This window comes from Erwinia sp. L03-1 (assembly GCF_058686115.1).
On the sequence record NZ_CM178762.1, the window covers coordinates 2,873,261 to 2,898,538 of the forward strand.

Genomic DNA, 25,278 nt, shown 5'->3' on the forward strand with positions numbered 1-25,278 from the left:
GCTCTTCGCCAGAGGATGCTGAAACGCACCATGACACGACATGATTCCCCGATATTGACGACGTTGCTTGATACGGATGCCTACAAGCTGCACATGCAACAGGCAGTGTTCCATCGTTACCAGAACGTCCCCGTAGTGGCGGAATTCCGCTGCCGGGGTGACGATTTGCTGGGTATTTATGCCGATGAAATTAGAGAACAAATCGACATGATGCGCACGCTGGCGTTGACCGGCGACGAAGCAAACTATCTGGCAGAACTGCCTTTTTTCAAAATGGATTATCTCACCTGGCTAAAGCAGTTTCGTTACGATCCCAGCCAGGTACGCGTTAACAACCATCACGGCAAGCTGGATATCCGCATCAGCGGAAGCTGGCTTGAGGTCATCATGTGGGAAGTCCCCCTGCTGGCGCTGATAAGCGAAGTGGTCCATCGCCACCGATCCCCTGGGGTGCAGACCGCCATGGCGGTTGACCGTCTGAACAGCAAGCTGGCTGATTTCAGCAGACTGACCGATTCGATGGATATGTCGCGCTTTAAGCTGATGGATTTTGGCACGCGCCGCCGCTTCTCGGGTGACGTGCAGCGCGCGATTGTCAGCACGCTTAAGCAGAACGTCCCCTGGCTGGTCGGCTCCAGCAACTATGATGTTGCGCGCAGTCTGGCGCTACCGCCGGTGGGAACCCAGGCGCATGAATGGTTTCAGGCCCATCAGCAGATTAGCCCGGTGCTGGCAAACAGCCAGCGCGCGGCTCTCCAGGCCTGGCTTGATGAGTACCCTGATAATCTGGGTATCGCACTGACCGACTGCATTACCATGGATGCCTTTTTGCGCGACTTTGGCCAGACGTTTGCCAACCGTTATCAGGGCCTGCGCCATGACTCCGGCGACCCGGTGGAATGGGGTGAAAAAGCGATCGCCCATTATGAAACGCTGGGCATCGATCCGAAAACCAAAACGCTGGTGTTCTCGGATAACCTCGATCTGGCAAAAGCGGTCGATCTCTATGCGTATTTTGGGCAACGGGCAGACGTCATCTTTGGCATCGGCACCCGCCTGACCTGCGACATTCCTCAGGTTAAGCCGCTGAATATTGTTATCAAGCTGGTGGAGTGCAACGGCAAACCGGTCGCTAAGCTCTCCGACAGCCCGGGCAAAACAATTTGTCAGGATAAAGCCTTCGTTCGCGCCCTGCGCAAGGCGTTTGATCTGCCGCTGGTCAAGAAAGCCAGTTAACCCTTGCGTAACTAAGAGAAGAGGTCTCCCCTCTTCTCTTATCCTTCTCTCTTTCGTTAAGAAATCTCCCACCCGATAACACATTCTTCTTGTGTCTCGCCAGTCGGCAAGTAACATAGCATCACCCCAATTTAGGGTAATAACTTCCCCTTCTGAATAATAGTGAGAGACTTTTATGAGCGTTGTGCCTGTAGCGGATGTACTGCATGGCCGGGTCGCGGTTGACAGTGAAGTCACCGTACGCGGCTGGGTGCGTACAAGAAGAGATTCAAAAGCCGGTATTTCCTTCATTGCCGTGTATGACGGCTCCTGCTTTAATCCCGTCCAGGCTGTCGTCAATAATGCGTTGAATAATTATCAGGATGAAGTCCTGCGCCTGACTACCGGCTGTTCGGTGGCGATCACCGGAAAAGTTGTTGAGTCACCGGGTGAAGGTCAAAGCTTTGAAATCCAGGCCACTGCCGTTGAGGTCGTCGGATGGGTTGACGATCCTGATACCTATCCCATGGCGGCAAAACGTCACAGTATTGAGTATCTGCGCGAAGTCGCCCACCTGCGCCCACGCACCAACCTGATTGGTGCCGTAGCCCGCGTTCGCCATACCCTGGCCCAGGCGCTGCATCGCTTCTTTGATGAGCAGGGCTTTTTCTGGGTTTCCACCCCGCTGATTACCGCTTCTGACACCGAAGGTGCCGGTGAAATGTTCCGCGTATCGACGCTGGACTTTGAAAACCTGCCGCGTACGCCAGAAGGTAAAGTCAATTTCGACGAAGACTTTTTCGGCAAAGAAGCCTTTCTGACCGTCTCCGGTCAGCTTAATGGCGAGACTTACGCCAGTGCGATTTCCAAAATCTACACCTTTGGCCCAACTTTCCGCGCGGAGAACTCCAATACCAGCCGCCACCTGGCCGAGTTTTGGATGCTGGAGCCGGAAGTGGCGTTTGCCGATCTGGAAGATAACGCAGCGCTGGCTGAGGCGATGCTGAAATACGTGTTTAAAGCGGTCCTGAATGAGCGTGCCGATGATATGGCTTTCTTCGCAGAACGCGTAGACAAAGAAGCCATTTCTCGCCTGCAACAATTTGTAACGACGGATTTTGCTCAGGTCGATTACACCGACGCCATAGAGATTCTGATTGCCTGTGGCGAGAAGTTTGAGAATGCCGTTTCCTGGGGCATTGACCTCTCCTCCGAACATGAACGCTATTTGGCTGAGAAACACTTTAAAGCCCCGGTAGTCGTCAAAAACTATCCTAAAGACATTAAGGCCTTCTACATGCGCCTGAATGATGATGGACGGACCGTTGCGGCTATGGACGTTCTTGCTCCGGGCATTGGTGAAATCATCGGGGGTTCACAGCGTGAAGAGCGGCTGGACGTTCTGGATGCGCGCCTGGCCGAAATGGGACTCAATAAAGAAGATTATTCCTGGTATCGCGATCTGCGTCGCTACGGCACCGTACCGCATTCAGGTTTCGGATTAGGTTTCGAACGTTTAATCGCTTATGTCACTGGCGTACAAAATGTAAGAGATGTTATCGCGTTCCCACGTACGCCGCGCAACGCCAGCTTCTGATTTCAGCATTAAATATAAGAAATTCATATATATAAATAAGGTCAGCTTCGCTGGCCTTTTTTTATTTTTGTAAATCATGAGATGCTTCACAAAGTTCAGTGTTTTTTACATCTTGTAATACATATTTTCTAATTGTAACCAGAATACGATATTAGTAGCATTTTCGGGCTAGATTAACCGCGCTACGAATGGAAAGATGCGTGCAGACACAGGAAGACACCAAACTCTCTTCGGGGTTCTGTAAAGAATTGTTGACGGCAGTGGCAGGTGTCCAAATAACTCCAATGAGGGTAATAAAAATGATGAAGCGCAACATTCTGGCACTGGTTATCCCGGCACTTTTAGCAGCAGGTGCAGCCAATGCAGCAGAAATTTATAATAAAGACGGCAACAAGCTGGACCTGTACGGTAAAGCGGTTGGTCTGCACTATTTTTCTGATAACGACAGCAATGATGGCGATCAGTCATACGTTCGTTTTGGTTTTAAAGGCGAAACGCAGATCAACGATATGTTGACCGGTTATGGCCAGTGGGAATACAACTTTAACGCCAACAATTCTGAAGGTTCTGACGCGCAAACGGGTAACAAAACGCGTCTGGGCTTCGCCGGTCTGAAATTCGCTCAGTACGGTTCAATCGATTATGGTCGTAACTACAGCCTGCTGTACGATCCAATGGGCTGGACGGATATGCTGCCAGAATTCGGCGGTGACTCAGCGTATACCGACGAAGGTATCCTGGGTGGCCGTACCACTGGTGTCCTGACCTACCGTAATACTAACTTCTTTGGCCTGGTAGATGGATGGGACTTCGCTCTCCAGTATCAGGGTAAAAACGACCGTGACGATACCCGTCGTTCAAACGGTGATGGCTACGCCATCTCTACCAGCTACACCTCACCTGTGGGTCTGGGCGTGTCCGGTGCCTATGGTTCCTATGACCGTACCAACGCTCAGGCCTCTGGCGTGCGTACTCTGAATGACAGCAGCGGCAATGCGGTACTTGACGCAAATGGCAATGACGTCACCATTAACAATGGTGCAGGCAAGCGCGCTGAAGCATGGGCAACGGCCATCAAGTATGACGCTAACAGCGTTTACCTGGCTGCAATGTACGGTGAAACGCGTAACGCTACGCCGTTTACCAGCTCTCAGGTAACGTTCAACAACGCTGAGACTGGCAGCATCAGTTCTTTTGCTAACAAAGCACAGAACATTGAGCTGGTTGCACAGTACCAGTTCGATTTCGGCCTGCGTCCTTCACTGGGCTACGTTCAGTCTAAAGGCAAAGACATCGGCAACGGTATTGGCGATGCTGACCTGATCAAATACGCTGACGTTGGTGCGACTTACTACTTCAACAAAAACATGTCTACCTACGTTGACTACCAGATCAACCTGCTGAAAGACAACAATCCTCTGGGTCTGAACACCGATGACACCGTAGCAGTAGGCCTGGTTTACCAGTTCTAATTGCTCTGCGGGATGGCCTGCTCATCTCCGCGCTGTCATTAAATGGGGCTTCGGCCCCATTTTTATGTGTTCCGCAAGACAGAAGAATTGACGCTCGCGCTATTCCGCTCCACATCAACCGCTTCGAATCCTTCCACTTTGCATCCCTCCACTTCAAATCACTTTCCTTCACTCAACATCATTCCGCTTCAATTAAACACAACATGTCCAGCCCATCGCCCGATATCTGTCAGCCTACCGTGAAAAGTGGGCAATTTATTATCCGCTGGTGCTGACATGAATAAATTTACTTCCCCTGTTTTTCCCCTGCAAACGGTTGGCATTTTGTGCCCTCAGGCGGTAATCTGGATGCACACTTCGTTTCAGATGACGCTAACGGAATTTGACTATGTTTGAACGCATTGCAGCAGCACCCGCCGACCCCATCCTTGGTTTAGCCGATCTTTTTCGCGCCGACGATCGTCCAAATAAGATCAATCTCGGCATTGGCGTCTATAAAGACGAAACCGGTAATACGCCCGTGCTGACCAGCGTAAAAAAAGCGGAGCAGCACCTGCTGGAAAACGAAAAGACTAAAAACTATCTGAGCATTGATGGACTGGCCGATTTTGCCCGCAGCACCCAGGCGCTACTCTTCGGCGAAGAAAGTACGGTCATCAGCAGCCAGCGCGCGCGAACCGCGCAGACACCCGGCGGCACCGGTGCGCTTCGCGTAGCAGCCGATTTTATTTCGACCCAGACTGGCGCAAAGCGTATCTGGATCAGCAATCCAAGCTGGCCGAATCATAAAAATGTTTTCGAGGCTGCTGGTCTGGAGGTCTGCGAATATCAGTATTACGATGCGGCCACACATTCGCTCGATTTCGACGGTATGCTAAGCACGCTGCGTGGCGCAAAAGCGGGTGATATCGTACTTTTCCACGGCTGCTGTCATAACCCTACCGGCGTTGATCCTTCCGCCGAACAGTGGGCAACACTGGCTGAAGTTTCCCAGGCCAGTGGCTGGCTGCCCCTGTTTGACTTCGCCTATCAGGGCTTTGCCCGTGGTCTGGAGGAAGATGCTGAAGGCCTGCGTATTTTCGCTGCCAGCCATCAGGAGCTGTTGGTCGCCAGCTCATATTCGAAGAATTTTGGCCTGTATAATGAACGCGTCGGGGCACTGACCCTTGTCGCCAGCGACGCCGCCGTTGCCACTACCGCTTTTAGCCAGGTTAAATACACTATCCGTGCTAACTACTCTAACCCGCCAGCACACGGCGCAGCGGTAGTAGCCACCATTCTGAGCAATAAGGCGCTGCGTGCCATCTGGGAGCAGGAGCTGACCGATATGCGCCAGCGTATCCACCGTATGCGCCAGCTGTTTGTGAATACGCTGCAGGAGAAAGGCGCGAAAGGTGATTTCCGCTTTATCATCAGCCAGAACGGTATGTTTTCATTCAGCGGCCTGAGTAAAGATCAGGTGATTCGCCTGCGCGAGGAGTTTGGTGTTTATGCGGTTAATTCCGGCCGCGTTAACGTTGCGGGGATGACGCCGGATAATATGTCACCGCTTTGCGAAGCCATCGTGGCGGTTCTGTAAGGGCATTACGGTACGCGGCAAAGGCTGGGGGTGTCGCCAACGGGTGGGGCTCAGGGCTGCAAAGGCTGGGGGGATCGCGAACGGGTGGAGGTGTCGCCAACGGGTGGGGCCCGGTGCCTGGCGGTCCTCACGCCGCGCGTGGCGCGGTTCCTTCGTTCCGCTCGTCGACCTTTCGGACCGGGCATGACGGGACATCCCTGTCCCGGCATGCCCTTGTGCCAGCATCCCTGCTGGCCCATCCGGGTCTTACTCTCTTCACTCAGCGCTGCGGATTGCCTGTCACCGGGCCCCACCCGCCTGCTCCTTTTGCCTAAACTGGCTGCGGGTAACGGCAGTTTCAGGTGTTACAGGAGATCATTCGCCTGTGGTTCAAACAAACATAACTATACAAGTAAGACAACTTCCGTGCTAAAGGCTTAGAGCCGTCGCCTGCGGACGGTGTCCGGTGCGACAAAGATTGGGGCACCACTCACCTGCTCCTTCGCATTGTACTGGTTGAGAGCAACAGCGGTTTAGGGTGTTACAGGGAACCCTTCAGCAGGTTAGAAAAAGAATAGGACCAGGCAAACAAGAAAGCCGGTTTGCTTAAAATCGGCTCAAAAGCCTACGCGTTAGTACGGCCTAACTGGAAGTGGTTAAGATATCTGTAGACATTTGAACGTGTACACCAAAAGCGACTCAGTAGCCTGCGGAAAGTCATACGGTTTCAAACAAAGCGGCTCAGAAGCCTGAGAGGTGGATAATCCCAGCGGGTGACGGGCAATCCGCAGCGCTGCGGCGAAGACGGAGGGCCAGGCGAGGGCAGCAGGGATGCTGCACTCAGGGAGCGGCGGGCAGGACGCCCGCTCGCGACCGGGCCGTCCGGCCTGGCGTCGGAGCCAAAGGCACCACGCAACGCGTGGCGTGAGGACGCCCGTCACCCGCAGGGATTATCCACCGGAACAGCAGATATCACAGCCTACAAAACTAACCCACAAACCATGGAATTATCCACCGGAACAGCAGGTATCACCGCCTGCAAAACTAACCCACAAACCATAGGATTATCATCCGGTACAGCAGATATCGTAGCCTGTATAACCAACCGACAACCACCAGGATTGTCCTCCGGCACAGCAGGTATCGCAGCCGATACAACTGATCAGCGGGCGCTGGGATTGCCCGCGAAATAACGGATATTGCGGCTCGCCAGCCTCATTACAGTGCGCTAACGGGTGGCACAAAAAACCGACGTTGTTAACTTAAAGCGGCTCAAAAGCCTGCGCACGAACAGCGCTTAACTGGAAATCGATCAGATAGCTGGCCAGATAAACGGGTTTACTCAAAGCGGCTCGGAAGCCTGAGAGGTGGATAATCCCAGCGGGTGACGGGCAATCCGCAGCGCTGCGGCGAAGACGGAAGGCCAGGCGAGGGCAGCAGGGATGCTGCACTAAGGGAGCGGCGGGCAGGACGCCCGCTCGCGACCGGGCCGTCCGGCCTGGCGTCGGAGCCAAAGGCACCATGCAACGCGTGGCGTGAGGACGCCCGGCAAACGCAGGGATTATCCACCGGAACAGCAGATATCACAGCCTGCAAAACTAACCCACAAACCATGGAATTATCCACCGGAACAGCAGGTATCACCGCCTGCAAAACTAACCCACAAACCATAGGATTATCATCCGGCACAGCAGATATCGCAGCCTGTATAACCAAACGCCAATCAACAGGATTGCCCTCCGGAACAGCAGATATCACCGCCTAAACATCTGGCCGACAACCGCTGGGATTGACCACCCGCCGGAAATACTACTGAAGGAAAGGGTTTGAAATACGCTCGCGTCCCAAAGTGGACTTAGGTCCGTGCCCGGGCAGAAAGGTTACGTCATCACCTAACGGCAAAAGCTTAGTTTTAATGGCTTTGATTAAATCGCTGTGGCTGCCCTGCGGGAAATCGGTACGTCCCACGCCACCATTGAAAATCACATCGCCCGAAATCAACAGGCGCGAAGTGCGATCAAAAAAGACAATATGGCCGGGGGTATGGCCGGGACAAAGCAGGATCTCAAGTAACAGATTACCCACCTGCACGGTCTCGCCCTCTTCCAGCCAGCGGTCAGGCGTCAGCGGAGCGCAGTGGGGAAAACCAAACATCTGAGACTGTGTGGGCAACCCCTCAAGCCAGAATGCATCCGCCTTATGCGGGCCAACTACCGGTACGCCGTATACCTTAGCCAACTCTGCGGCGGCTCCCACGTGATCGAGATGACCGTGCGTCAGCAGGATCTGGCTGACGGTAACGCCCTGCTCCGCCACCTGCGCCTCTATTTTCCCGGCATCACCACCAGGATCGACAATCGCCGCCGTATTGGTCTCCGGGCACCAGATTAATGAACAGTTCTGCTCAAACGACGTCACCGGAATAGTTTGATAATTCATAACGCTCCATTACCGGCTCATCGGAGGACTTACCGGGATTTCATTACGACCAGCTCCGTACCGGGCCGGTATCAATATGCACAAAGTTACTTCTCGGATAGTATCCTACACCACCCGCGCGCATGGAAAGCGCTGCCTTGCGAACATTGCTTAATGAAATACCTTCAATGTGGAAATCCATTGCCTGTCCGAGCGTGTGAAAACTGTGCTTCGCCACCCCTTTGCTGTGAGTGCGCATGGCATTGTTGGTCGCCAGGGAACGATAACCCGAGATGAGCTGTACAGGTTTGCGGGTGTCGAGCATCGCCTGGAGACGATAAAGGTGATCAAAAAGGCGGGGATCGATACTCTTAATTTGATTTGCCCGGTAGTCGCGGAAAAAATGATTTAGCCGCGTAAGCTCATCTTTATCGTAGCTTTTGCCGTTGAAAAACTCAGTCTTGAGCGTTTCACCCGTGTTGAGATTATTGAGTGTCAAAATACGGGGGCGGGAGGTGGAAAGCGAGGCGAAAGCCTGTCCGGGAAGCAGTGCGCAACCGAGGGCTGCACCGCCCAGCGTCAGCCATCTGCGGCGTTGAGAGTCGAATTTATCCATCATTCAGTATTACCCAGCATAAATGGTTAGATAGAGTGCGAAATAGTTAATGTTCGCAACCATAACCGCGGCCTTGAGGGGAGTCAACCCGAGGAATGTGAGCAACGCAGCAAGAGTAAGAAACTCCTGCTGCGTAAAGGGGCGTATCGCTTCACTGCGAAAAACCTTTACTCCTGTTTAATCAGTCATTAGAGCAATAACTGACCAGCGGCCGCCAGTGCCTGCGCACCGGAACGGACGGTATTATCATAATTGTAAATATCTGTACGATACTGCGGCTCACCGTCGTCAGCTATCCACGCGGTCAGATAATAGAGATTGACCGGAATACGATGCCTGATAGGAACATAGCGGGTGTCGCCCTCCTTCAGGGTGCTGGAGATGCGCACATTGTTCCAGCCAGCATCCTGCAGCAGCAGATTAGCGAGATCGGAAGCCTTGTTCACCCTGACGCAACCTGAGCTGAGCGCGCGAATATCCTTCTGGAACAGATTATGGTTCGGCGTATCGTGCAGATAGATAGCATCAGAACTGGGCATATTGAATTTGTAACGGCCAAGTGAGTTGGTTGCACCCGGTGCCTGGCGGATGCGATAAGGGAAAGAGGCCGCGGAAATCATATTCCAGTCAATAGTCGTGGGATCGATAACCTGCGCCTCGCTATCCCATCCCGAAAGCAGCTGGTAGTTATGCTTATAGAGATAGGAGGGATCAACTTTGACTTTAGGTACAATATCCTTGCGCACCAGGGTGGTCGGCACATTCCACGGCGGATTCAGCACCACGTTATTCAGGGCGCTGCGCATCAGCGGAGTTTTGCGATCCGGGCGTCCAACTATCACCCTTGAAGCCAGAATCTGATTCCCATTGAGATAGTAGATCAGCGAATAGTTGGGAATATTGACCATAATGCCATTGTGCATATCATCAGGCAGCAACCGCAGGCGCTGAATGTTTAGCGCCAGCAGCGCCGCACGCCGCTGCGGCGAAACATTCAGCCACTCGCGGGTACGCAGACCGATGGCGCCGTCGGCTTCCAGCCCCTGCCAGCGCTGGAAGCGTTTCACCGCGGCAACTAAATCCTCGCTATAGACCAGAGTCGGGTTAGCGGGCGGCGTCGCGACCTGAAGATCGCCGGCGGCATTAGGCGTGTCGGCTTTTACACTCTCAGACTGCGGCGTTGCGGACGGGCTAACCGCCACGTTGACGTCGCTGACGCTGACTGGCACGTTCGAGGTTGGCACGGCATCCTCATCTGGCCTCGGTGCCTGCGCATCGGCAGAAAGCATACCGGTGCGCTGCAAAATTTCACGCAGCGCTGGGACGCTGTCACTCATCTGGCCCGGACGCAGGGTTTCCCGACCCGCCAGCTGAGGCCAGGGGTGGGTATCGGCCAGCAGCGTTTTAAGCGCCTGATGCATACGCGGATACTGAGGGTGCTGCGGCGCCAGCGAGACGATAAAGGCCTCATCGCGACTTGCTGCTACGGCTCTTTGCCACTGGTTAATCACCGACTGGCCAGGTGCCTCCATCTTGTAAGGCACATTGCTGTAGAGCCAGGTCTCACCTTTAAGCGGGACAGTCGAGACGAATTGCAGATAGCCCAGCATGGCATCCGACAGAACAACATCCCGCGCCTGACCCGTAACGGCGGGGTCGGTCAGCAGTTTTATCCATTGTGTAAACTGCGGCTGAACACCTGAAATGGCGACTTCGGCCAGCTGCTGTTGGAACTGCCTGACGGCCTGACGATCCTGCCACATCGGGCGCATACCATGACTGGCATAGAGCGACGCCAGCTGGCTCAGATAAAAGGGGCGATAGCCCGCCGGTAGATGGGCCAGCAGCTGTGACTGTGCCTGTGAGTGACTCACTGATACGTTAACCGGCGCGGAAACAGGGGGAATACCTGCCACTGCGGAGTGACTCCCCACCAGGGAGAGCGCCAGACAACAACCCAACAGGGATAACCTTGCAGTAAACGATTTTGCCAGCAACATCCCTTGCCTCCTGAGCAATGTCTGAACGGACGGGCCATCACTTCGTGGTGATTATTATAAGTGTAGAAAAGAAAACGGCATCAGCGTGAACCGCTAATGCCCCAGGTAGAGTAATCTGCCGTCAGTTTTTTATCTATATCTGACGGCGGAAAATTTCACCTGTTATCAGGACGAGGCCTGGTGCTCAGGCGTCTCGTCTGCCGTATTCGCGGCAGTCGGTTCCGCAGCAAAACCGCGCAGCCCCACTACATGAACGTGTTCGACATTATTAACCACTTTACGCACCAGTTTATAGGTGGTTCCCTTCTCCGGACTGATGTTTTCCGGCGCAGCGATGATCAGCTGCATTCCCAGGCGGTCGCACAGTTCAAACAGCGTCGCGATGGATTTCGCATCAAGGCGCGCGGCTTCATCAAGGAACAGCAGTCGACAAGGAGAAATATCCTTGCCGCGCAGGCGTCGTGACTCCTCTTCCCAGCTCTGCACAACCATGACCAGAATAGACATCCCGGTACCGATCGCCTCACCGGTTGACAGCGCCCCACTCTCCGCACGTAGCCAGCCATCAGAACCGCGGTTAACCTCAACTTCCATTTCAAGGTAGTTACGGTAATCCAGCAGCTCTTCACCAATGGTTTGCGGCGTGCGCTGTCCCATATCAATCTGCGGATTCAGGCGCTGGTAGAGTTTAGCCAGCGCCTCTGAGAAGGTCAGGCGATTGCTGTTAAACAGATCCTGATGCTGCTCATGCTCTTCCGACAGCACGTCCAGCAGCGTCGCATGAGTTTCCCGCACGTTAACGTTGAGCCGGACGCTTTTCACCTGGCCAAAGCTGACGCTTTGCAGCCCCTGGTTGAGCTGGCGAATACGGTTCTGCTCGCGCTGAATGGTTTTGCGGATAATGTTCGCCGCGCTGCGCGAGCTGATTGCCAGCATCTTCTCGCGCGCCGTCAGCTCTTCGGTCAGACGGCCCAGCTCAATTTCCATCTGCTCAATCGCTTCGACCGGATCGTCGGTGCGGATAATATCCTGCCGGATACGCTCACGCAGGTGCTGATAAACGGCGATAAAGAACTGAATTTTGCGCTCAGGACGTTTAGGATCCTCCGACAGGCGCAGGATGTCCCGCAGGTGTTCATTGTCTGCCACCGCCAGACGCAGCGCACCCAGCGCTTTATCCGACATGGACCGCAACTCATCTCCGCCCAGATAGGCCAGCTCGCGGCGATGCAGCCTGCGCTCAACGCCGTTATCCTTCACCAGGCGCAATACTGCCACCCAGCCAGACTTGGCGCTCACCACCTGCTCACGGCTCTGATGGTAGTCACGTTCGACACGACGCAGTTTTTTCTGTAGCGCATCCATTTCTGCTTCACAGAAGGTGAGCTGTTTTTCCAGCTGATTGCGCCGTGCGCGGTTGTTGCTCAGGGCCGTATAGAGTTCATCCCGGCGCAGGCGCGCGCGCTCCTCGGCGCTGGCATCGGCCTGAACGCCGATATCCTGCATCTCCTGCTGAAGCTCTTTCAACATATCGCGCTTAGCGTCGTAAGAACTTTTCAGCGACGCCAGCACCTGAGAATACTGGGTAAACTGCGCCTGATGACCACGCAGCTTTTCGCGCGCCCGCGCCCGCTCAGCTTCGGCATGTTCTAGACGCTGACGCAGCTTCTCATTCAGATCGCTATTGCCATCCAGCATACCCGCCGAATCAACATAGCCAAAATGCGCGCGGCGCTGGACGACTTCGGTCAGGGCAAACGCCTGCTGACGCGCATCGCGCTGCACCTGACTGGCCTGGGCATAGTCAAGCTTGAGCTGCTCGTGCTGCTCGGGGTCGCTTTGCAGTACAGAAAGCAGCGGCTCAAGCTTCGCCAGGGCGCTTCCCTGCTGTTGCAGGAAGCGCGCCGCTTCCTGCGCTTCGTCCAGCCGCTCCAGCAGCTCGTCGTAGCGATCCTGGAGCGTTTCATCCATCAGCAGGCTGACGCGAGGCATCAGACGGTTCAGCTGCGAAATGCCCTCCTTCGCCTGTTCAAACTGCTGACGCTGCTGCTGATTTTCCTCTTCATGCGCACTTATTGCGCGCTCCAGCTCCGCGCGACGCGCATTGTGCTGGCGCAGAGCCGCTTCCGGATCCGGGTCAAAGGCCACACCGAGATGGGTGCCGATAAAGCGGCTGAACGACTGATGCAGTCGCTGCGTTTTCTGCACGTCAAAGGAGAGCGTGGCATAGCGTTCTGCCAGCGTCTCACGCTCCGCATGCAGGAGTTCAAGTTGATTTTCACGGGCGGCGCGGCCAAACAGCGGCACTTTTGGAAAGCGGGAGTAGCGCCACTGGCGCTCACCAGACTTCACCACCACCGCTTTATTCAGCTCCTCGACGTTAAATACGCTGTCGTCAAACGACTGCGGATCCCCTTCAATGAGATAGAGATCTTCGGGACACTCTTCCAGCCCGTCCAGCTGTTCACGGATCCGAGACAGATCGGGAACGACGATGGCGTGGCGGGCAGGACCGTAAAGCGCAGAGAAGTACGGGGCATCGTCGATCGTTACATCGTCGTAAATCTCGGACAGCAGCACGCCGCCAAAGCGCTCGGCCAGCGTATTCAGGCGGGCGTCTTCGGCCCCTCCCGGCTGGCTGAGACGTTCGATCTTGTTCTCCACCCTGCGTTTGCGGCTGGAAACCTCGTCACGCTCAACGGTGAGTTCACGCTCGCGCTCCAGCAGCATCTGCATAAATTCAGTCACCTGCTGGCTGTTTTCCAGCGCCTGCCCGGACTGTTCGCTCAGCTGGCTGAGAATATCCTGCGCGGCCAGCCACTGCGGTGCCTGACGCGTCAGGCGGGCGATGCGTTCACGCACCTGTTCCAGCTCCTGACGCATCTCCATGCGGCGTTCACCGGCATCCGCAACGCTTTCGCCCAGCGACTCGATTTGCGCCTCCAGGCCGTGCTGCAATCCTTCAAGCTCCTGCGGATCGACCTGCTGACCCTGACGCTTGCAGAAATCATTAAGCAGCCGCTCCGCGTCCTGCTGTTCGCGCAGCCGCTGTTCCATTTCGGCCAGGCGCCCGCGAAGGGACTGAAGCTGGTCGGCGTGGTAGCGCTGATTACTGGCATCACGCAGCAGCTCGCGCCCGGTCTGATACGCTTCGCTACGGCTGACGGGTCCGGCAATGCGGGTCACCAGTTCAAATGCCTGTTCAAACTGGCTGTGCGCCGCCCCGGCCACGCTCATTTTCTGTTCCAGCATCAGCAGGCGTTCGGTCGCCTCCTGCTCTTTTGCCTGGAACGTCTCCTGCCACTCTTCCGCGTTGTCCACGCTCAGTGCGGGGATCTGACAGAGTTGCTGCGCGCGTTGCAGCGCCTGTAGCGCTTGCTGATACTGAATTGCGCGCGTTTGCTGCACATCCAGCGCCTGCTGGTAGTCAGCAAGCTGGCTTTTCAGTTCATCAACCTCCAGCTCCGCTGCCTCTGCGCGCGCCTCATTGTCCTCATGGACTTCACGCGCTTCGGCCACTACCTCGCTCTGCTCCTCCAGCCGGAAGGTCAGCTCGTCGATATCGCCTTCATAGCGTTCGATTTTCTCCCGCTGACGCATCGCGGTCTGCACCAGGCTAAGATGATCGCTGGCACTCTGGTAGTCCGTTTCAAGATCGCTTTCCGCTGCGCTGTGCTCAGCCAGTTCGCGCGACATATCAACGTGTCGGTACTGCTCGGCAGCAAGCTGCTTGCGGCTGCTCAGCAGTTCACTGCGCTGCAATAGCGCGCCATCAAGGTGGATACGACGCTCATTGGCGTGGCGCATATAGTCCGCGGCAACGTAGCTGGTTGCCTCAGAAATCAAATGCTTAAACAGGTCGCGGTCAGACTGCGTAACGCGGATAGCCTCAAGCGTCATGCGGTTTTCGCGCAGGGCGGCTTCCATATCCTGAAATGCCTTACGCACACCGCTGTTTTCCGGCAGCAGGTAATCGCGCAGCGAGCGGGTAATGGCGCTGGAAATACCGCCGTAAAGCGAGGCTTCAATCAGGCGATAGTATTTGCTGCGATCCGCCGCTGAGCGCAGGCGTCGGGCCACGATCCCCATATCAAACATCATGGAGTGGTAGTCGGTGATGGAGTTGTACTGCTTAAACTGGACGCTCTCCATCGCTTCGAACTTCTCTTTCAGCTCGCTGAGCGGCAGCACGCGCGCCTGACGCGCATTAACGGTTTCGGTAAGGATTTCCGTCGGGTTAATGGAGGTCGGCAGTCCGTGAATGCTAAAAGGTTTGATATCGACCTTACGATCGCGTCCGGCAACCTGTTGCAGGCGTACGCCAACGATCACCCGCTGGTGCACCGAGTTGACCACATCCAGTGCTGCATAGCAGACGCCGGGACGCAGCTTACCGTGCAGACCCTTGTCGCGGGACCCGGAGGTTGCCCCCGCCTCGGTGGTATTACGGAAGTGCAGCAGCGTCAGATCGGGGATCAGCGCGGTGATAAAGGCGGCCATGGTAGTGGACTTACCGGCACCGTTGCCGCCGGAAAGCGTGGTGACCAGCTCATCGAGGTCGAAGGTTCGGGCAAAAAAACCGTTCCAGTTGACCAGCGTCAGCGAGCGAAATTTTCCGCGTTCAATCATTCCTGTTCATCCTCTGCGTTGTCGGATGGGCGATTCTGCGCCTCTCCTTCCCCATCGCTTTCATCATTCAGCATCAGGCCGCCATCAATCGCCATCGCCTCACCGTCCCTGATCATTCTCAGCTGGGCTGCGCGCGCATCGTCTCCGCTGCGCACGTCGGCACCAAAGCGAAATACCGATTCAATAATGCGAAACTTGCTGCTGTCATTGGCCATAAACCACACCATGCCGAGGCGTCGCAGGCGATTGAGCGACGCGCGCATTTTTTCCTGTAGCTTCTGGCGGTCGAGATCGGAACCGGTCGAGCGCTGGTTAACCAGCTTCAGCAGCTTGCTTTCATCTGCCAGCGTCACCAGCTCGTCATACAGCTCCTGCTGGGTGAAAATTCCCTCATTGGCTAATCGCTCCGGGCTGAGATAGAGGTAGCAGAGGATCTTGCCTACCATCATATCCAGTTCGGAGAGCACCGAGCGCGGGATCAGCGTGGTCGAACGCGGACGCAGATAGAAAAAACCTTCGGGGGCGCGGATAAGCTCAACGTGATAGCGCGCGTAGAACTCTTCCAGATACTCTTGGTAATCCATCAGAAAAGCGTGGTTGTCCAGCTCCTCAATCCCGACGTGTCGACCCGCTCGCAGCTGGCTGTCCAGCGCCGGGAAAAGTGGGTTAGCCAGCGCCTGCGCCAGCTTAACCGGCATTACTTGTTCAATATTTATCGATGACATGCGCCTGCACCCTGGCTCCGTAATCATTAATGACCTGCCACTCAGCGGGCAGGCCGGAGAAATCTGCTTCAGCCACGCCTAAGCGCACGGCCTGATCGACAACGATTCGCGCCACGTCAAAATGGCGCGCGCGCGGATACTGCTCCAGATAATCACGCATTACCGCACCGAGATTAAGCGGCTTTTGCTGCGCCTTGTAGATGGCCAGCGCCTCGGCAATCATGGCGGCCAGCTGCTCGCGGATCTCGCTGAACTCTTCGTATTCCAGCTCGGAAGGCAGCTCGCCGGTTACCTCTTCATTGCGCAGCGTCAGCTCTTCATCACGCACGTCGTACAGGCGATCGGCATTGGCGTAGGTTAACGCCCAGGGCTGGTCGAAATAGTTCTGTACCGACTGGCGTAATCGTTGCGCAAATACGCGGTTTTTATCCATATCAATGGCGGTACGGATAAATTTATGGACGTGTCGGTCGTAGCCGATCCACAGGTCAATGGCCTGCTGGCCCCAGCTGATAATGCGGTCGAGTTTGTTTTGCAGGTCGAACACCAGCTTGTCGACGAAGCCCAGATCGGGACTGTTCATCGTCGCATCCTGAATGCGCAGCAGATTAGCCTGTAGTTTGTCGCCTGCGGCTTCCAGCGTGTCCTGTAGCTCACGCAGCGTACCTGAGGTTTCATTAAGCAGCAGCTCGCAGCTGGAGATGGCCGCGCGCCAGTCCTTATTCAGCAGCTGCGCGATATCGTCTTTCACCGCCTGCTGCTGCTCATCCATGATGCGCTGGGTGATGTCGATACTGTCAAAAATCTCCGCCACGGAGTATTTCAACGGGGCGAAGACGTTACGATGCCAGTGAAATTCATCGCCGTTTTCCGCCGCCGCGTCCGCCGCGCGCTTGAGTTCGCCGGCGACGATAGAGAGCTGCATTGACAGCCTGAGCGTGGAAAACTCACGCTGGCGAATGTAGTAGTCGGTAATACCGATGGCCAGCGGGGTCAGCCGGTAGATAGCGTTGCCTTCGGAGAACTCACTGGTAAAGCGGTTAAGCAGGCGCTGACGTACCATGTCGTTGATAGCGTTATTAGCACGACTGGTCAGCGTTTCGCTGGTTTGTTCAAATCCTTCACTGACGTGACGGAAAGCATCAATCAGTTCACCTTCGCTCATTTCACCATCCATACGCTCCCCGTTGAGGGTGGCAATGGCCAGCAAAAACGCCAGCCTTTCGGTAGGCAGTGAGACGGAAAAGTCATTTTTTCGCGCCCAGGCGACCAGCTCCGGTACGGTCTGGGAAAGTTCACTCATGGTTCGTCCTGTTTGTGGGTTTCCGCGCGGTAACGTGGATGTAACGGCCCAAACTTAAAAAGGGTTCCTGACGGCAAAAACGTTTCTCCAGCGCCAGAACCTCGTCAAATCGCTCAGTCTGCTTATTTTTATCGCGCATATAGTCATGAAACACGCGTACGCCAGCTTTGTTTTCTATGCTGAACCCGGCATTCTCCAGCCAGCCATAAACCTGCTGTGGGTCACGGGGAAAATCGGGAGAGAGCGTTTTTCGCTTACGCTTGCGCAAATCTGCCTGCATATAACCAAAATTCCCCAGCACCAGGGTTTGCATCGTCAGGCCGTTGAGATTGTAAAACATCAGCGACAGTACGCCGCCTGGGGCCAGCGTGTCATAGAGTGCCGCAAGAACGGCTTCGGGATCCGCCACCCATTCCAGCACCGCGTGAAACAATACCAGATCGGCGGGCTTATCCAAATGTTGAGCGACCTGTTGTGCGCTAATTTGTTTAAATTGCATGTTGTCGCTCACACCTTTTTCTTCGGCATGACAGCGCGCGCGCGTTAACATCTCGCCGGAGAGATCGCAAAGCAGCACGTTATGGCCTCTGGCAGCCAGGCCGCAGGCGGTTTGCCCTTCGCCGCCGCCCGCGTCAAGAACCTGTAGCGGTCCCGGCGGCAGCGACGCAAGAATATCCTCCAGCTCCTGCCAGACGATGGCCTGCCGGATGCGGCCTTTTGTGGTACCGTAAATATTCTTAGAAAATTTTTCAGCGATATCATCAAAGTTGCGATCCTGCTGCATGTTCTGGCTCCGGCGGCTCAGTAGGTGATTCAGGGCGCTATTTTGACATACACTGGCGGAGAATGAACCTTTCAGTCGCCGCTTCGCTTTTGGGTGGCGTTTTTTCGGACAAATGGAGCTTTTTTCCATGCTTTTTGCGTTAAAAAAAGCGACTGGCGGGCTGTTGCTGCCCCTGCCCGTGCTGCTGATTCTCATGGCAGTAGGAATTTTATTACTCTGGTTCAGCCGCTGGCAGAAAACGGGCAAAATTACCCTCTCCGTTGCCTGGCTGCTGCTGTTAGCGCTGAGCCTGCAGCCGGTGGCGGATTCACTGCTGGCACCGATTGAAAACCAGTATCCCACCTGGAGGAACCAGCAGAAGGTCGACTACGTCGTGGTCCTGGGCGGCGGCTACACCTGGAATGCCGCGTGGGCGCCCAGCGCCAATATGCTGAATAACAGTTTGCCCCGGCTGGCTGAGGGGATCCGGCTGTGGCGGGAGAATCCGGGGTCGAAGATGATCTTTACCGGCGCGGCTGCACAGACCAATCCGGTCAGCTCCGCTGAGGTCACTGCCCGCGTTGCACAGTCGCTGGGAGTGCCGGACGCGGATATCATTCGGCTGGATAAGCCGCGGGATACCCGCCAGGAGGCTCGGGAAGTGGCAAAAGTGGTCGGCGACCGCCCTTTCCTGCTGGTGACCTCAGCGTCACACCTGCCGAGGGCAATGATTTTCTTTCATCAGCAGGGGCTGCATCCTCTGCCTGCGCCAGCGAACCAGCTGGCTATCCACTCTCCGCTGAATATCTGGGAGAAAGTGCTGCCCTCTCCGCAGTGGCTGGGGCACAGCGATCGGGCGCTGTACGAAACGATGGGTCGACTCTGGCAGCGGATCACGGCGGGCAGTGATCCGGACTCAGCTAAGCCAGGGGAGGAGTGAACGCGCGGCGCGGTCAAATGTCGCCCGATCGAACTGGCCAAAATGCATCAGGCTGTCAATCTGATCCCACATCAGATAGAGCCAGCGCCGGGCGATAAAGCCTTCGTCTACGGGCGCCCGCTGAAGATAGTGATATAACAGCGATTCTGCCGGCCCTTCCTCACACAGGCGGGTCAGGTCGTACTCACGTGGGGCCCAGAGCAGCCGGCCGGGATCGCAGATCGACAGCAGTCGATCGTCCCGGCCCTTAATCAGGCTGCGCAGCCTGAGATTGCCGTGCACCAGTACGCAGGGATCCTTGAAGTCGGCCATCAGGCCGGCAAGGCCTTTACGACTGCGATTCAGCACGGCGTAGTCCTGCTGCGACAGCATCTTCGGCTGCATAAATCCCAGCGTGGACCACAGCACCGAGACGCGCTGCGCATACCACGTGGGCCAGGTGTTCTCCTGCGTGCTGTCGACGCTGCCCACCAGACCATTGCTCTCTACCCGGTGCCAGGTCAGCAGCGCATCGACGATCTGATCCTGTAGCTGATGCCAGCGTGCCGGGGAGCGCGTAGGGGCCTCTACCGATACGCCGTCCATCCTTTCGAGAAGCAGGACCTCATGCTGCGGTGGCCGCTGACTGGTCACCAGCCCCCAGACCCGCGGCACATGTACGCTACTCTCCTGCGCCAGCACCGAAAGCTTACCGGCTTCCTGTGCGGCCATCTCTTTGACGGTGAAATATTTCGCCACCAGCGGCATCGAGTGGCCCTCCCGGTCATACAGGAAGTACAGGCTGGCGTAAGGCTGTTCGCTAATGCGCTCCAGGCGACTGAGATGCTCGCCCAGTACCAGCGACAGTTCTGAAAGAAGCTGTTCCATTACTCCTCCTTAGCGGTGTAAACGAGGCTATTGGGTAAGCAGGCCGTGGCGGCGACAAGGCAGAGTTGTGAGCGGAAAAAATCTGCGGGGCCTGGGCTGGCCCCGAAAAATTACTGCATGGCCGCCCGGACGCGCGCCAAATCTTCTGGTGTATCCACGCCCACGCTGGGAATGGCTCTGGCAACGTCAACGTGGATCTTTTCGCCGTACCACAGCACTCTCAGCTGCTCCAGCAGCTCAGTCTGCTCCAGCGGACTCGGCTCCCAGCTCACGTAGCGGCGGATAAACCCTGCACGATAGCCGTAAATGCCAATATGGCGAAGAAACCCGTCGCCGATGGTATCGCGTGAGGCCGTGAAGCGCTCACGATCCCACGGGATCGGCGCGCGGGAGAAGTATAGCGCGTAGCCTTTCGCATCACGCACCACCTTCACCGCGTTGGGATTGAACGCTTCCTCCGCGGATTCGATCGGTACCGCCAGCGTAGCCATATCGGCTTCGCTAGTAGTCAGATTATCCGCCACCTGACGGATGATAACCGGCGGGATCAGCGGCTCATCGCCCTGTACATTGACAATGATCGTCTCGTCAGGAAACTGATAGCGTTCGATCACTTCCGCCAGACGTTCGGTGCCGGACTGATGATCGGCACGGGTCATGCAGACCTCTCCCCCTGCGGCTTCGACCGCGCGCGCGACCTCTTCGTTGTCGGTCGCCACAATCACCCGCTCTGCGCCCGACTCCAGCGCACGGGCCATAACGTGAACCACCATCGGTTTGCCGTGGATATCGACCAGCGGTTTACCCGGCAGGCGCGTGGAGGCGAAGCGCGCAGGAATGATTGCCACAAAACTCATGGATGAATCTCTTCCAGCGTCAGCGCGCGCGATTCGGTTTCCAGTAATACCGGAATGCCGTCGCGCACCGGGAAAGCCAGACCATCAGGCTTGCAGATAAGTTCCTGATTAGCTTTGCTGTAATAGAGTTTGCCGTGGCAAACAGGACAGGCAACAATTTCAAGTAAACGGTGATCCATGGTATCTCCCTGGTGGACCCGATCGGACAGGATGGTCAGAATATCATAGCACGGCGCAGAGCAGTTACCCCCTGACGTCAAACTTACAGCATCCAGCCATTGCCCCATTCTCCGGCCAGCGCGGCAGGAAGATTTTCCAGCAATACCGACTCTGCCCCCTGCCAGCGTGCAAAGCGGGAGAGGGCCTGTCGGAAATCGTGCAGCATTCCCTGAGTCATACTCACCCCTGGCTCCAGCCAGAGCTGCCTGACGACCAGGACTTTCTCTTTACGCAGCATTTTGGCATCCATTCTTGCTTTGAGCGCGCCGCGATGGAGGATCGGTAGCACAAAGTAGCCAAACTGGCGCTTTGCGGCTGGCGTATAGCACTCAAGCCGGTAATCGAAATTAAACAGCTCCCGCGCCCGTTTGCGATCCCACACGACCGGATCAAAAGGAGAAAGTATCGCGGTATGAGTAGGCTGTGGAATGGCTTCCAGCAGGGGAAACAGCGACTGATGGAGATAGCAGCGTCCCAGGGTCTCAACCTCTGCGGCCACTACCTCGCCGTTGTCCAGCCAGCTGGCCAGGGCTTCAGTAACCGGCGCGCGCTTGAGGCGATAATAATCCGCGAGCCAGCCGGGCTTAAACAGGCCGAGGCTGGCGGCGGTATTGCGCAGCATCTGCCCCACCGCGTCCTCCTCACTCAGTGCATGCTGTGCATCGTCCCAGTCTGGCAATACGCGCTGGCGAAGGTCGTAGACCCGCTGGAAATTACGCCGCTCGGTCACCATCAGCTCGCCTGCGCTGAACAGATTTTCAAGGTGTTTTTTATGCGGCTTCCATGACCACCAGCCTGGCTTTTGTCCGGCAGGCGCGGTGAAATCAGCCGATCTGACCGGGCCGTTTTTCTCAATATGCTGTAAAAGCTGGCTGATTTCCTGCTGCCACGTCTGCATCCACTCCCTGTTGTATTTCCAGCCAAGACGGTGCGGACTAAGCATCCGGTGGCGCAGCAGCGGGTAATCTTCTGCCGGAATAAAGCAGGCTTCATGCGCCCAGTATTCGAACAGTTTTCCGCTGGAGAGTGCCTCGCCCAGCCAGGCCTGCGGGTAGTCACCCAGGCGACTGAACAGGACCAGGTAAGGACTGCGGGCAACCACATTAATCGTATCTATCTGCAACAGAGACATCTGACGCAGGGTGCTAAGCAGGTCGCAAAACTGCGCTTTGCACTTCGGGGGGCGCAGTAAACCCTGCGCCGCAAGATGGAGCTGGCGAGCCTGTTTAAGAGAGAGTTGGAGGGTGGACATAAGGCATCCCCTGGCAAAAGATGCACTGAGTTTAGCGTAATTCGCATGAATGTTACGAGCGAGTGAATGATGCGCCTCGTGGCTCAGGAGGCACCGCGTTTCACGTCGTTAGCGGGAGAGGTACGCGGTGATGCGATCCAGTAGCGTGGCTGCCTGTGATGCCTGGATCTGGGCCTCCACCGGCAGATACCACCAGTTATCGGCGGCAAAGGCGCGTGCTTTCACCGCGTCTTTTTCCGTCATCAGCAGCAGCTGGTCGGGTTCCGTAAGCGCCGTTAACTGTGCAGCGGTGTAGTTTTGATGGTCGGCAAAGGGGACTTCTCTGACCGGGCAAACACCCTGCTGGCGCAGCGTGGCAAAAAAGCGCGGCGGATGGCCAATCCCGGCCATCGCCACCACGTTGTTAAGCGCAAAGAGCGGCTGTACCTCATGAGTTTTCACATTCACCGCCAGGCCGGGTAGCAGCGTCATCGCGATTTCACCCGCCTGCGCCTCACCGCCGTTGGTAATAACGGCATCAACGCCACGCAGGCGGGAAACGCGTTCGCGCATCGGCCCGGCAGGCAGCCACCAGCCGTTGCCGAATCGACGCTGTCCATCCACCACCACAATCTCAACATCACGCTCCAGCGCATAGTGTTGCAGGCCATCATCGCTGATAATCACGTCAACCTCGCCCTTCGCCAGCAGCGCCTGCACCGCGTCGCGCCGGACCGGTGAGACCGCCACGGCAGCGCCGGTGCGCTGATAGATCAGCACCGGCTCATCGCCCGCCTGCTGGGTGGAGGTAAAAGAGTCAAGCACCAGCGGGTAATGCGCTGCGCGTCCGCCGTAACCGCGCGATACCACGCCGGGGCGGAAGCCACGCTTTTGCAGCGCTTCCACCAGCCAGATAACCACCGGCGTTTTTCCATTTCCCCCGGCGGTGAGATTCCCCACCACCACAACGGGAACCGGTGCCCGCCAGGCACGCCGCCAGCCCCAAACGTAGCTGAGCCGGATAAGGTTACTGACCAGTCCGTACAGCAGGCTCAGGGGCAGGAGCAGCAGGTAAAGCGGCGACCTGCCGCTCCAGAGACGTTCAATCATTGACCAAACTGCATTTTGTGCAGCTGAGCATAGACGCCCTTATGCAGCAGCAGATCGCTGTGGCTGCCACGTTCAACGATGTAACCATCTTCCACCACCACAATTTCATCGGCCTTTTCAATGGTAGAGAGGCGGTGGGCAATAACCAGTGAGGTGCGGTTTTTCTGCAATTCGTCCAGCGCGGACTGGATCGCGCGTTCTGATTCCGTATCCAGCGCCGAGGTCGCTTCATCCAGGATCAGAATCGGCGAATCGCGCAGCAGCGCGCGGGCGATAGCAATACGCTGGCGCTGACCACCGGAAAGCAGAACGCCATTTTCGCCAATGATGGTGTCCAGGCCCTTATCCATTTTGTTGATAAAGTCCATTGCATGGGCCATTGAAGCGGCTTTCTCAATGTCAGCACGGCTGTACTTCTCACTGCGCGCATAGGCAATGTTATTGGCGACGGTGTCATTGAACAGATGCACATTCTGCGACACCAGCGCCACCTGATCGCGCAGGGAGCTGAGGGTATATTCACGCAGATCGTGACCGTCCAGTAAAATCTCACCCTGCTGAATATCGTAGAAGCGCGTCATCAGGCTGGCGATAGTGGACTTACCCGAGCCTGAGCGTCCGACCAGGGCGACCGTTTTGCCCTGCGGAATCGCAAGATTGATACGGTGCAAAGCGGGAGTTTCACGGCCAGGATAGGTGAAGGTGACCTCGCGGAACTCAACGTCGCCTTTCGCACGCTCCAGGGTACGGGTGCCGGTATCCACTTCCTGTTCGCTGTCCAGAATAGAAAACAGCGTCTGGCAGGCGGCCATACCGCGCTGGAACTGGGCGTTAACGTTGGTAAGGGATTTAAGCGGACGCATCAGCGCGATCATGGATGAGAATACCACGGTGATCGTACCGGCCGTCAGCGTTGCCATCACGCCGGGGAAGCTGGCGGCATAAAGCACGAACGCCAGCGCCAGGGAGGCAATAAGCTGAATAATCGGATCGGAAATAGAAGAGGCTGAAACCAGCTTCATGCCCTGCTGGCGCATGCGGTTACTCACCCGACCAAAGCGCTCACTTTCCACTTCCTGACCGCCAAAGATTAGCACTTCTTTATGCCCTTTCAGCATCTGTTCAGCGCTGGCCGTCACATGGCCCATGGTGTTCTGCATATTTTTACTGATGTTGCGAAAGCGCTTTGAAACGGTGCGAATGGCTAACGAGACAATAGGCGCCAGAACAATCAAAATCAGCGACAGCTGCCAGCTGTAGTAAAACATCATGATAAACAGGCCAATAATCGAAGCGCCTTCGCGTACCACGGTCACCAGCGCGCTTGATGACGACGAGGCCACCTGCTCGGAGTCATAGGTGATGCGGGAAAGCAGCGTCCCGGTAGACTGCTGATCGAAAAAGGCCACCGGCATGCCCATCATATGGCTGAAAAGCCGACGACGCATGCCCATCACCACGTTACCTGACACCCATGAAATACAGTAGCTGGAGATGTAGCTGGTAACGCCGCGGATCAGCATCAGACCGATAACGGCCAGCGGCATCCAAATCAGTACGGAAGAGTTCGCCTTGCCAAAACCGTCGTCCAGCAGCGGTTTCAGCAGTGACAGCATTAAGGTATCGCCCGCTGCGTTGAGTACCAGCGCAATCGCTGCCACAATCAAACCCGTTTTGTACGGCACGATCATCGGCCAGAGGCGACGGAATGTCTGCCAGGTGGAGAGATCTTTATCCTGATGCATTATTTAACCAGCT

General features: G+C 56.2%; 19 protein-coding genes. 6 read left to right on the forward strand and 13 right to left on the reverse strand.

All coding sequences use genetic code 11. From position 1 onward, the window contains the following. The first annotated feature begins 15 nt into the window (after positions 1–15). The 5 genes from pncB (at position 16) to AC4PCC_RS13325 (ending at position 7,035) form a co-directional block, all read left to right on the forward strand. Positions 16–1,236 carry a nicotinate phosphoribosyltransferase gene (pncB, locus tag AC4PCC_RS13305; RefSeq protein ID WP_492124835.1) on the forward strand — a complete coding sequence of 407 codons (1,221 nt, stop codon included), beginning with the start codon at positions 16–18 and terminating at the stop codon, positions 1,234–1,236. A 175-nt stretch (positions 1,237–1,411) separates the two neighbouring features. Continuing rightward, positions 1,412–2,812: an asparagine--tRNA ligase gene (asnS, locus tag AC4PCC_RS13310; protein ID WP_492124836.1), complete on the forward strand. Its 1,401-nt coding sequence runs from the start codon at positions 1,412–1,414 to the stop codon at positions 2,810–2,812. 299 nt (positions 2,813–3,111) lie between these two features. Next, positions 3,112–4,284, forward strand: coding sequence for a porin (locus AC4PCC_RS13315; protein WP_492124837.1), 1,173 nt, complete (start codon positions 3,112–3,114; stop codon positions 4,282–4,284). A 388-nt stretch (positions 4,285–4,672) separates the two neighbouring features. Continuing rightward, positions 4,673–5,863, forward strand: coding sequence for an amino acid aminotransferase (locus tag AC4PCC_RS13320; RefSeq protein WP_492124838.1), 1,191 nt, complete (start codon positions 4,673–4,675; stop codon positions 5,861–5,863). Positions 5,864–6,615: 752 nt separating this feature from the next. Next, the gene (locus AC4PCC_RS13325) at positions 6,616–7,035 is read left to right on the forward strand and encodes a hypothetical protein (protein WP_492124839.1); all 420 of its coding nucleotides are present in this window, start codon (positions 6,616–6,618) and stop codon (positions 7,033–7,035) included. Positions 7,036–7,651: 616 nt separating this feature from the next. Here AC4PCC_RS13325 and AC4PCC_RS13330 read toward each other — a convergent pair. The 7 genes from AC4PCC_RS13330 to cmoM all read right to left on the reverse strand — a co-directional run bounded on the left by AC4PCC_RS13330 (position 7,652) and on the right by cmoM (position 18,317). Continuing rightward, positions 7,652–8,281, reverse strand: a complete 630-nt coding sequence (locus tag AC4PCC_RS13330; RefSeq protein WP_492124840.1) for an MBL fold metallo-hydrolase — start codon at positions 8,279–8,281, stop codon at positions 7,652–7,654. 43 nt (positions 8,282–8,324) lie between these two features. Next, a complete protein-coding gene (gene mepK / locus AC4PCC_RS13335; protein WP_067703703.1) occupies positions 8,325–8,876 on the reverse strand; it encodes a peptidoglycan L,D-endopeptidase MepK in 552 nt (183 codons plus the stop codon). A 188-nt stretch (positions 8,877–9,064) separates the two neighbouring features. Continuing rightward, on the reverse strand, positions 9,065–10,876 hold the full coding sequence (gene ldtD / locus AC4PCC_RS13340; protein WP_492124841.1) for a L,D-transpeptidase: 1,812 nt from the start codon (positions 10,874–10,876) through the stop codon (positions 9,065–9,067). Between the two features lie 165 nt (positions 10,877–11,041). Next, a complete protein-coding gene (gene mukB / locus AC4PCC_RS13345; protein WP_492124842.1) occupies positions 11,042–15,505 on the reverse strand; it encodes a chromosome partition protein MukB in 4,464 nt (1,487 codons plus the stop codon). Further along, complete coding sequence (mukE, locus tag AC4PCC_RS13350) at positions 15,502–16,230, reverse strand: chromosome partition protein MukE (protein ID WP_492124843.1); 729 nt, start codon at positions 16,228–16,230, stop codon at positions 15,502–15,504. The genes mukB and mukE overlap by 4 nt, the downstream gene beginning before the upstream one ends. Continuing rightward, the gene (gene mukF, locus AC4PCC_RS13355; RefSeq protein ID WP_067702872.1) at positions 16,211–17,533 is read right to left on the reverse strand and encodes a chromosome partition protein MukF; all 1,323 of its coding nucleotides are present in this window, start codon (positions 17,531–17,533) and stop codon (positions 16,211–16,213) included. The genes mukE and mukF overlap by 20 nt, the downstream gene beginning before the upstream one ends. Next, complete coding sequence (cmoM, locus tag AC4PCC_RS13360; protein ID WP_067702869.1) at positions 17,526–18,317, reverse strand: tRNA uridine 5-oxyacetic acid(34) methyltransferase CmoM; 792 nt, start codon at positions 18,315–18,317, stop codon at positions 17,526–17,528. Before cmoM ends, mukF begins: the two co-directional genes overlap by 8 nt. Positions 18,318–18,444: 127 nt before the next feature. Between cmoM and elyC the strand changes: the two genes are divergently transcribed. Beyond that, the gene (gene elyC / locus AC4PCC_RS13365) at positions 18,445–19,236 is read left to right on the forward strand and encodes an envelope biogenesis factor ElyC (RefSeq protein ID WP_492124844.1); all 792 of its coding nucleotides are present in this window, start codon (positions 18,445–18,447) and stop codon (positions 19,234–19,236) included. Here elyC and AC4PCC_RS13370 read toward each other — a convergent pair. From AC4PCC_RS13370 to msbA, 6 genes are all read right to left on the reverse strand, one after another. Continuing rightward, positions 19,213–20,103 carry a fructosamine kinase family protein gene (locus AC4PCC_RS13370; protein WP_492124845.1) on the reverse strand — a complete coding sequence of 297 codons (891 nt, stop codon included), beginning with the start codon at positions 20,101–20,103 and terminating at the stop codon, positions 19,213–19,215. The two genes, elyC and AC4PCC_RS13370, sit on opposite strands and share 24 nt — an antisense overlap. 110 nt (positions 20,104–20,213) lie before the next feature. Continuing rightward, on the reverse strand, positions 20,214–20,960 hold the full coding sequence (gene kdsB, locus AC4PCC_RS13375) for a 3-deoxy-manno-octulosonate cytidylyltransferase (protein WP_492124846.1): 747 nt from the start codon (positions 20,958–20,960) through the stop codon (positions 20,214–20,216). Beyond that, on the reverse strand, positions 20,957–21,139 hold the full coding sequence (locus tag AC4PCC_RS13380; RefSeq protein ID WP_492124847.1) for a Trm112 family protein: 183 nt from the start codon (positions 21,137–21,139) through the stop codon (positions 20,957–20,959). Before AC4PCC_RS13380 ends, kdsB begins: the two co-directional genes overlap by 4 nt. A gap of 83 nt (positions 21,140–21,222) precedes the next feature. Further along, the gene (locus tag AC4PCC_RS13385; protein WP_492124848.1) at positions 21,223–22,431 is read right to left on the reverse strand and encodes a winged helix-turn-helix domain-containing protein; all 1,209 of its coding nucleotides are present in this window, start codon (positions 22,429–22,431) and stop codon (positions 21,223–21,225) included. Between the two features lie 108 nt (positions 22,432–22,539). Then, positions 22,540–23,520 carry a tetraacyldisaccharide 4'-kinase gene (lpxK, locus tag AC4PCC_RS13390; RefSeq protein WP_492124849.1) on the reverse strand — a complete coding sequence of 327 codons (981 nt, stop codon included), beginning with the start codon at positions 23,518–23,520 and terminating at the stop codon, positions 22,540–22,542. Continuing rightward, complete coding sequence (msbA, locus tag AC4PCC_RS13395; RefSeq protein ID WP_492124850.1) at positions 23,517–25,265, reverse strand: lipid A ABC transporter ATP-binding protein/permease MsbA; 1,749 nt, start codon at positions 25,263–25,265, stop codon at positions 23,517–23,519. Before msbA ends, lpxK begins: the two co-directional genes overlap by 4 nt. Between the last annotated feature and the right edge of the window lie 13 nt (positions 25,266–25,278).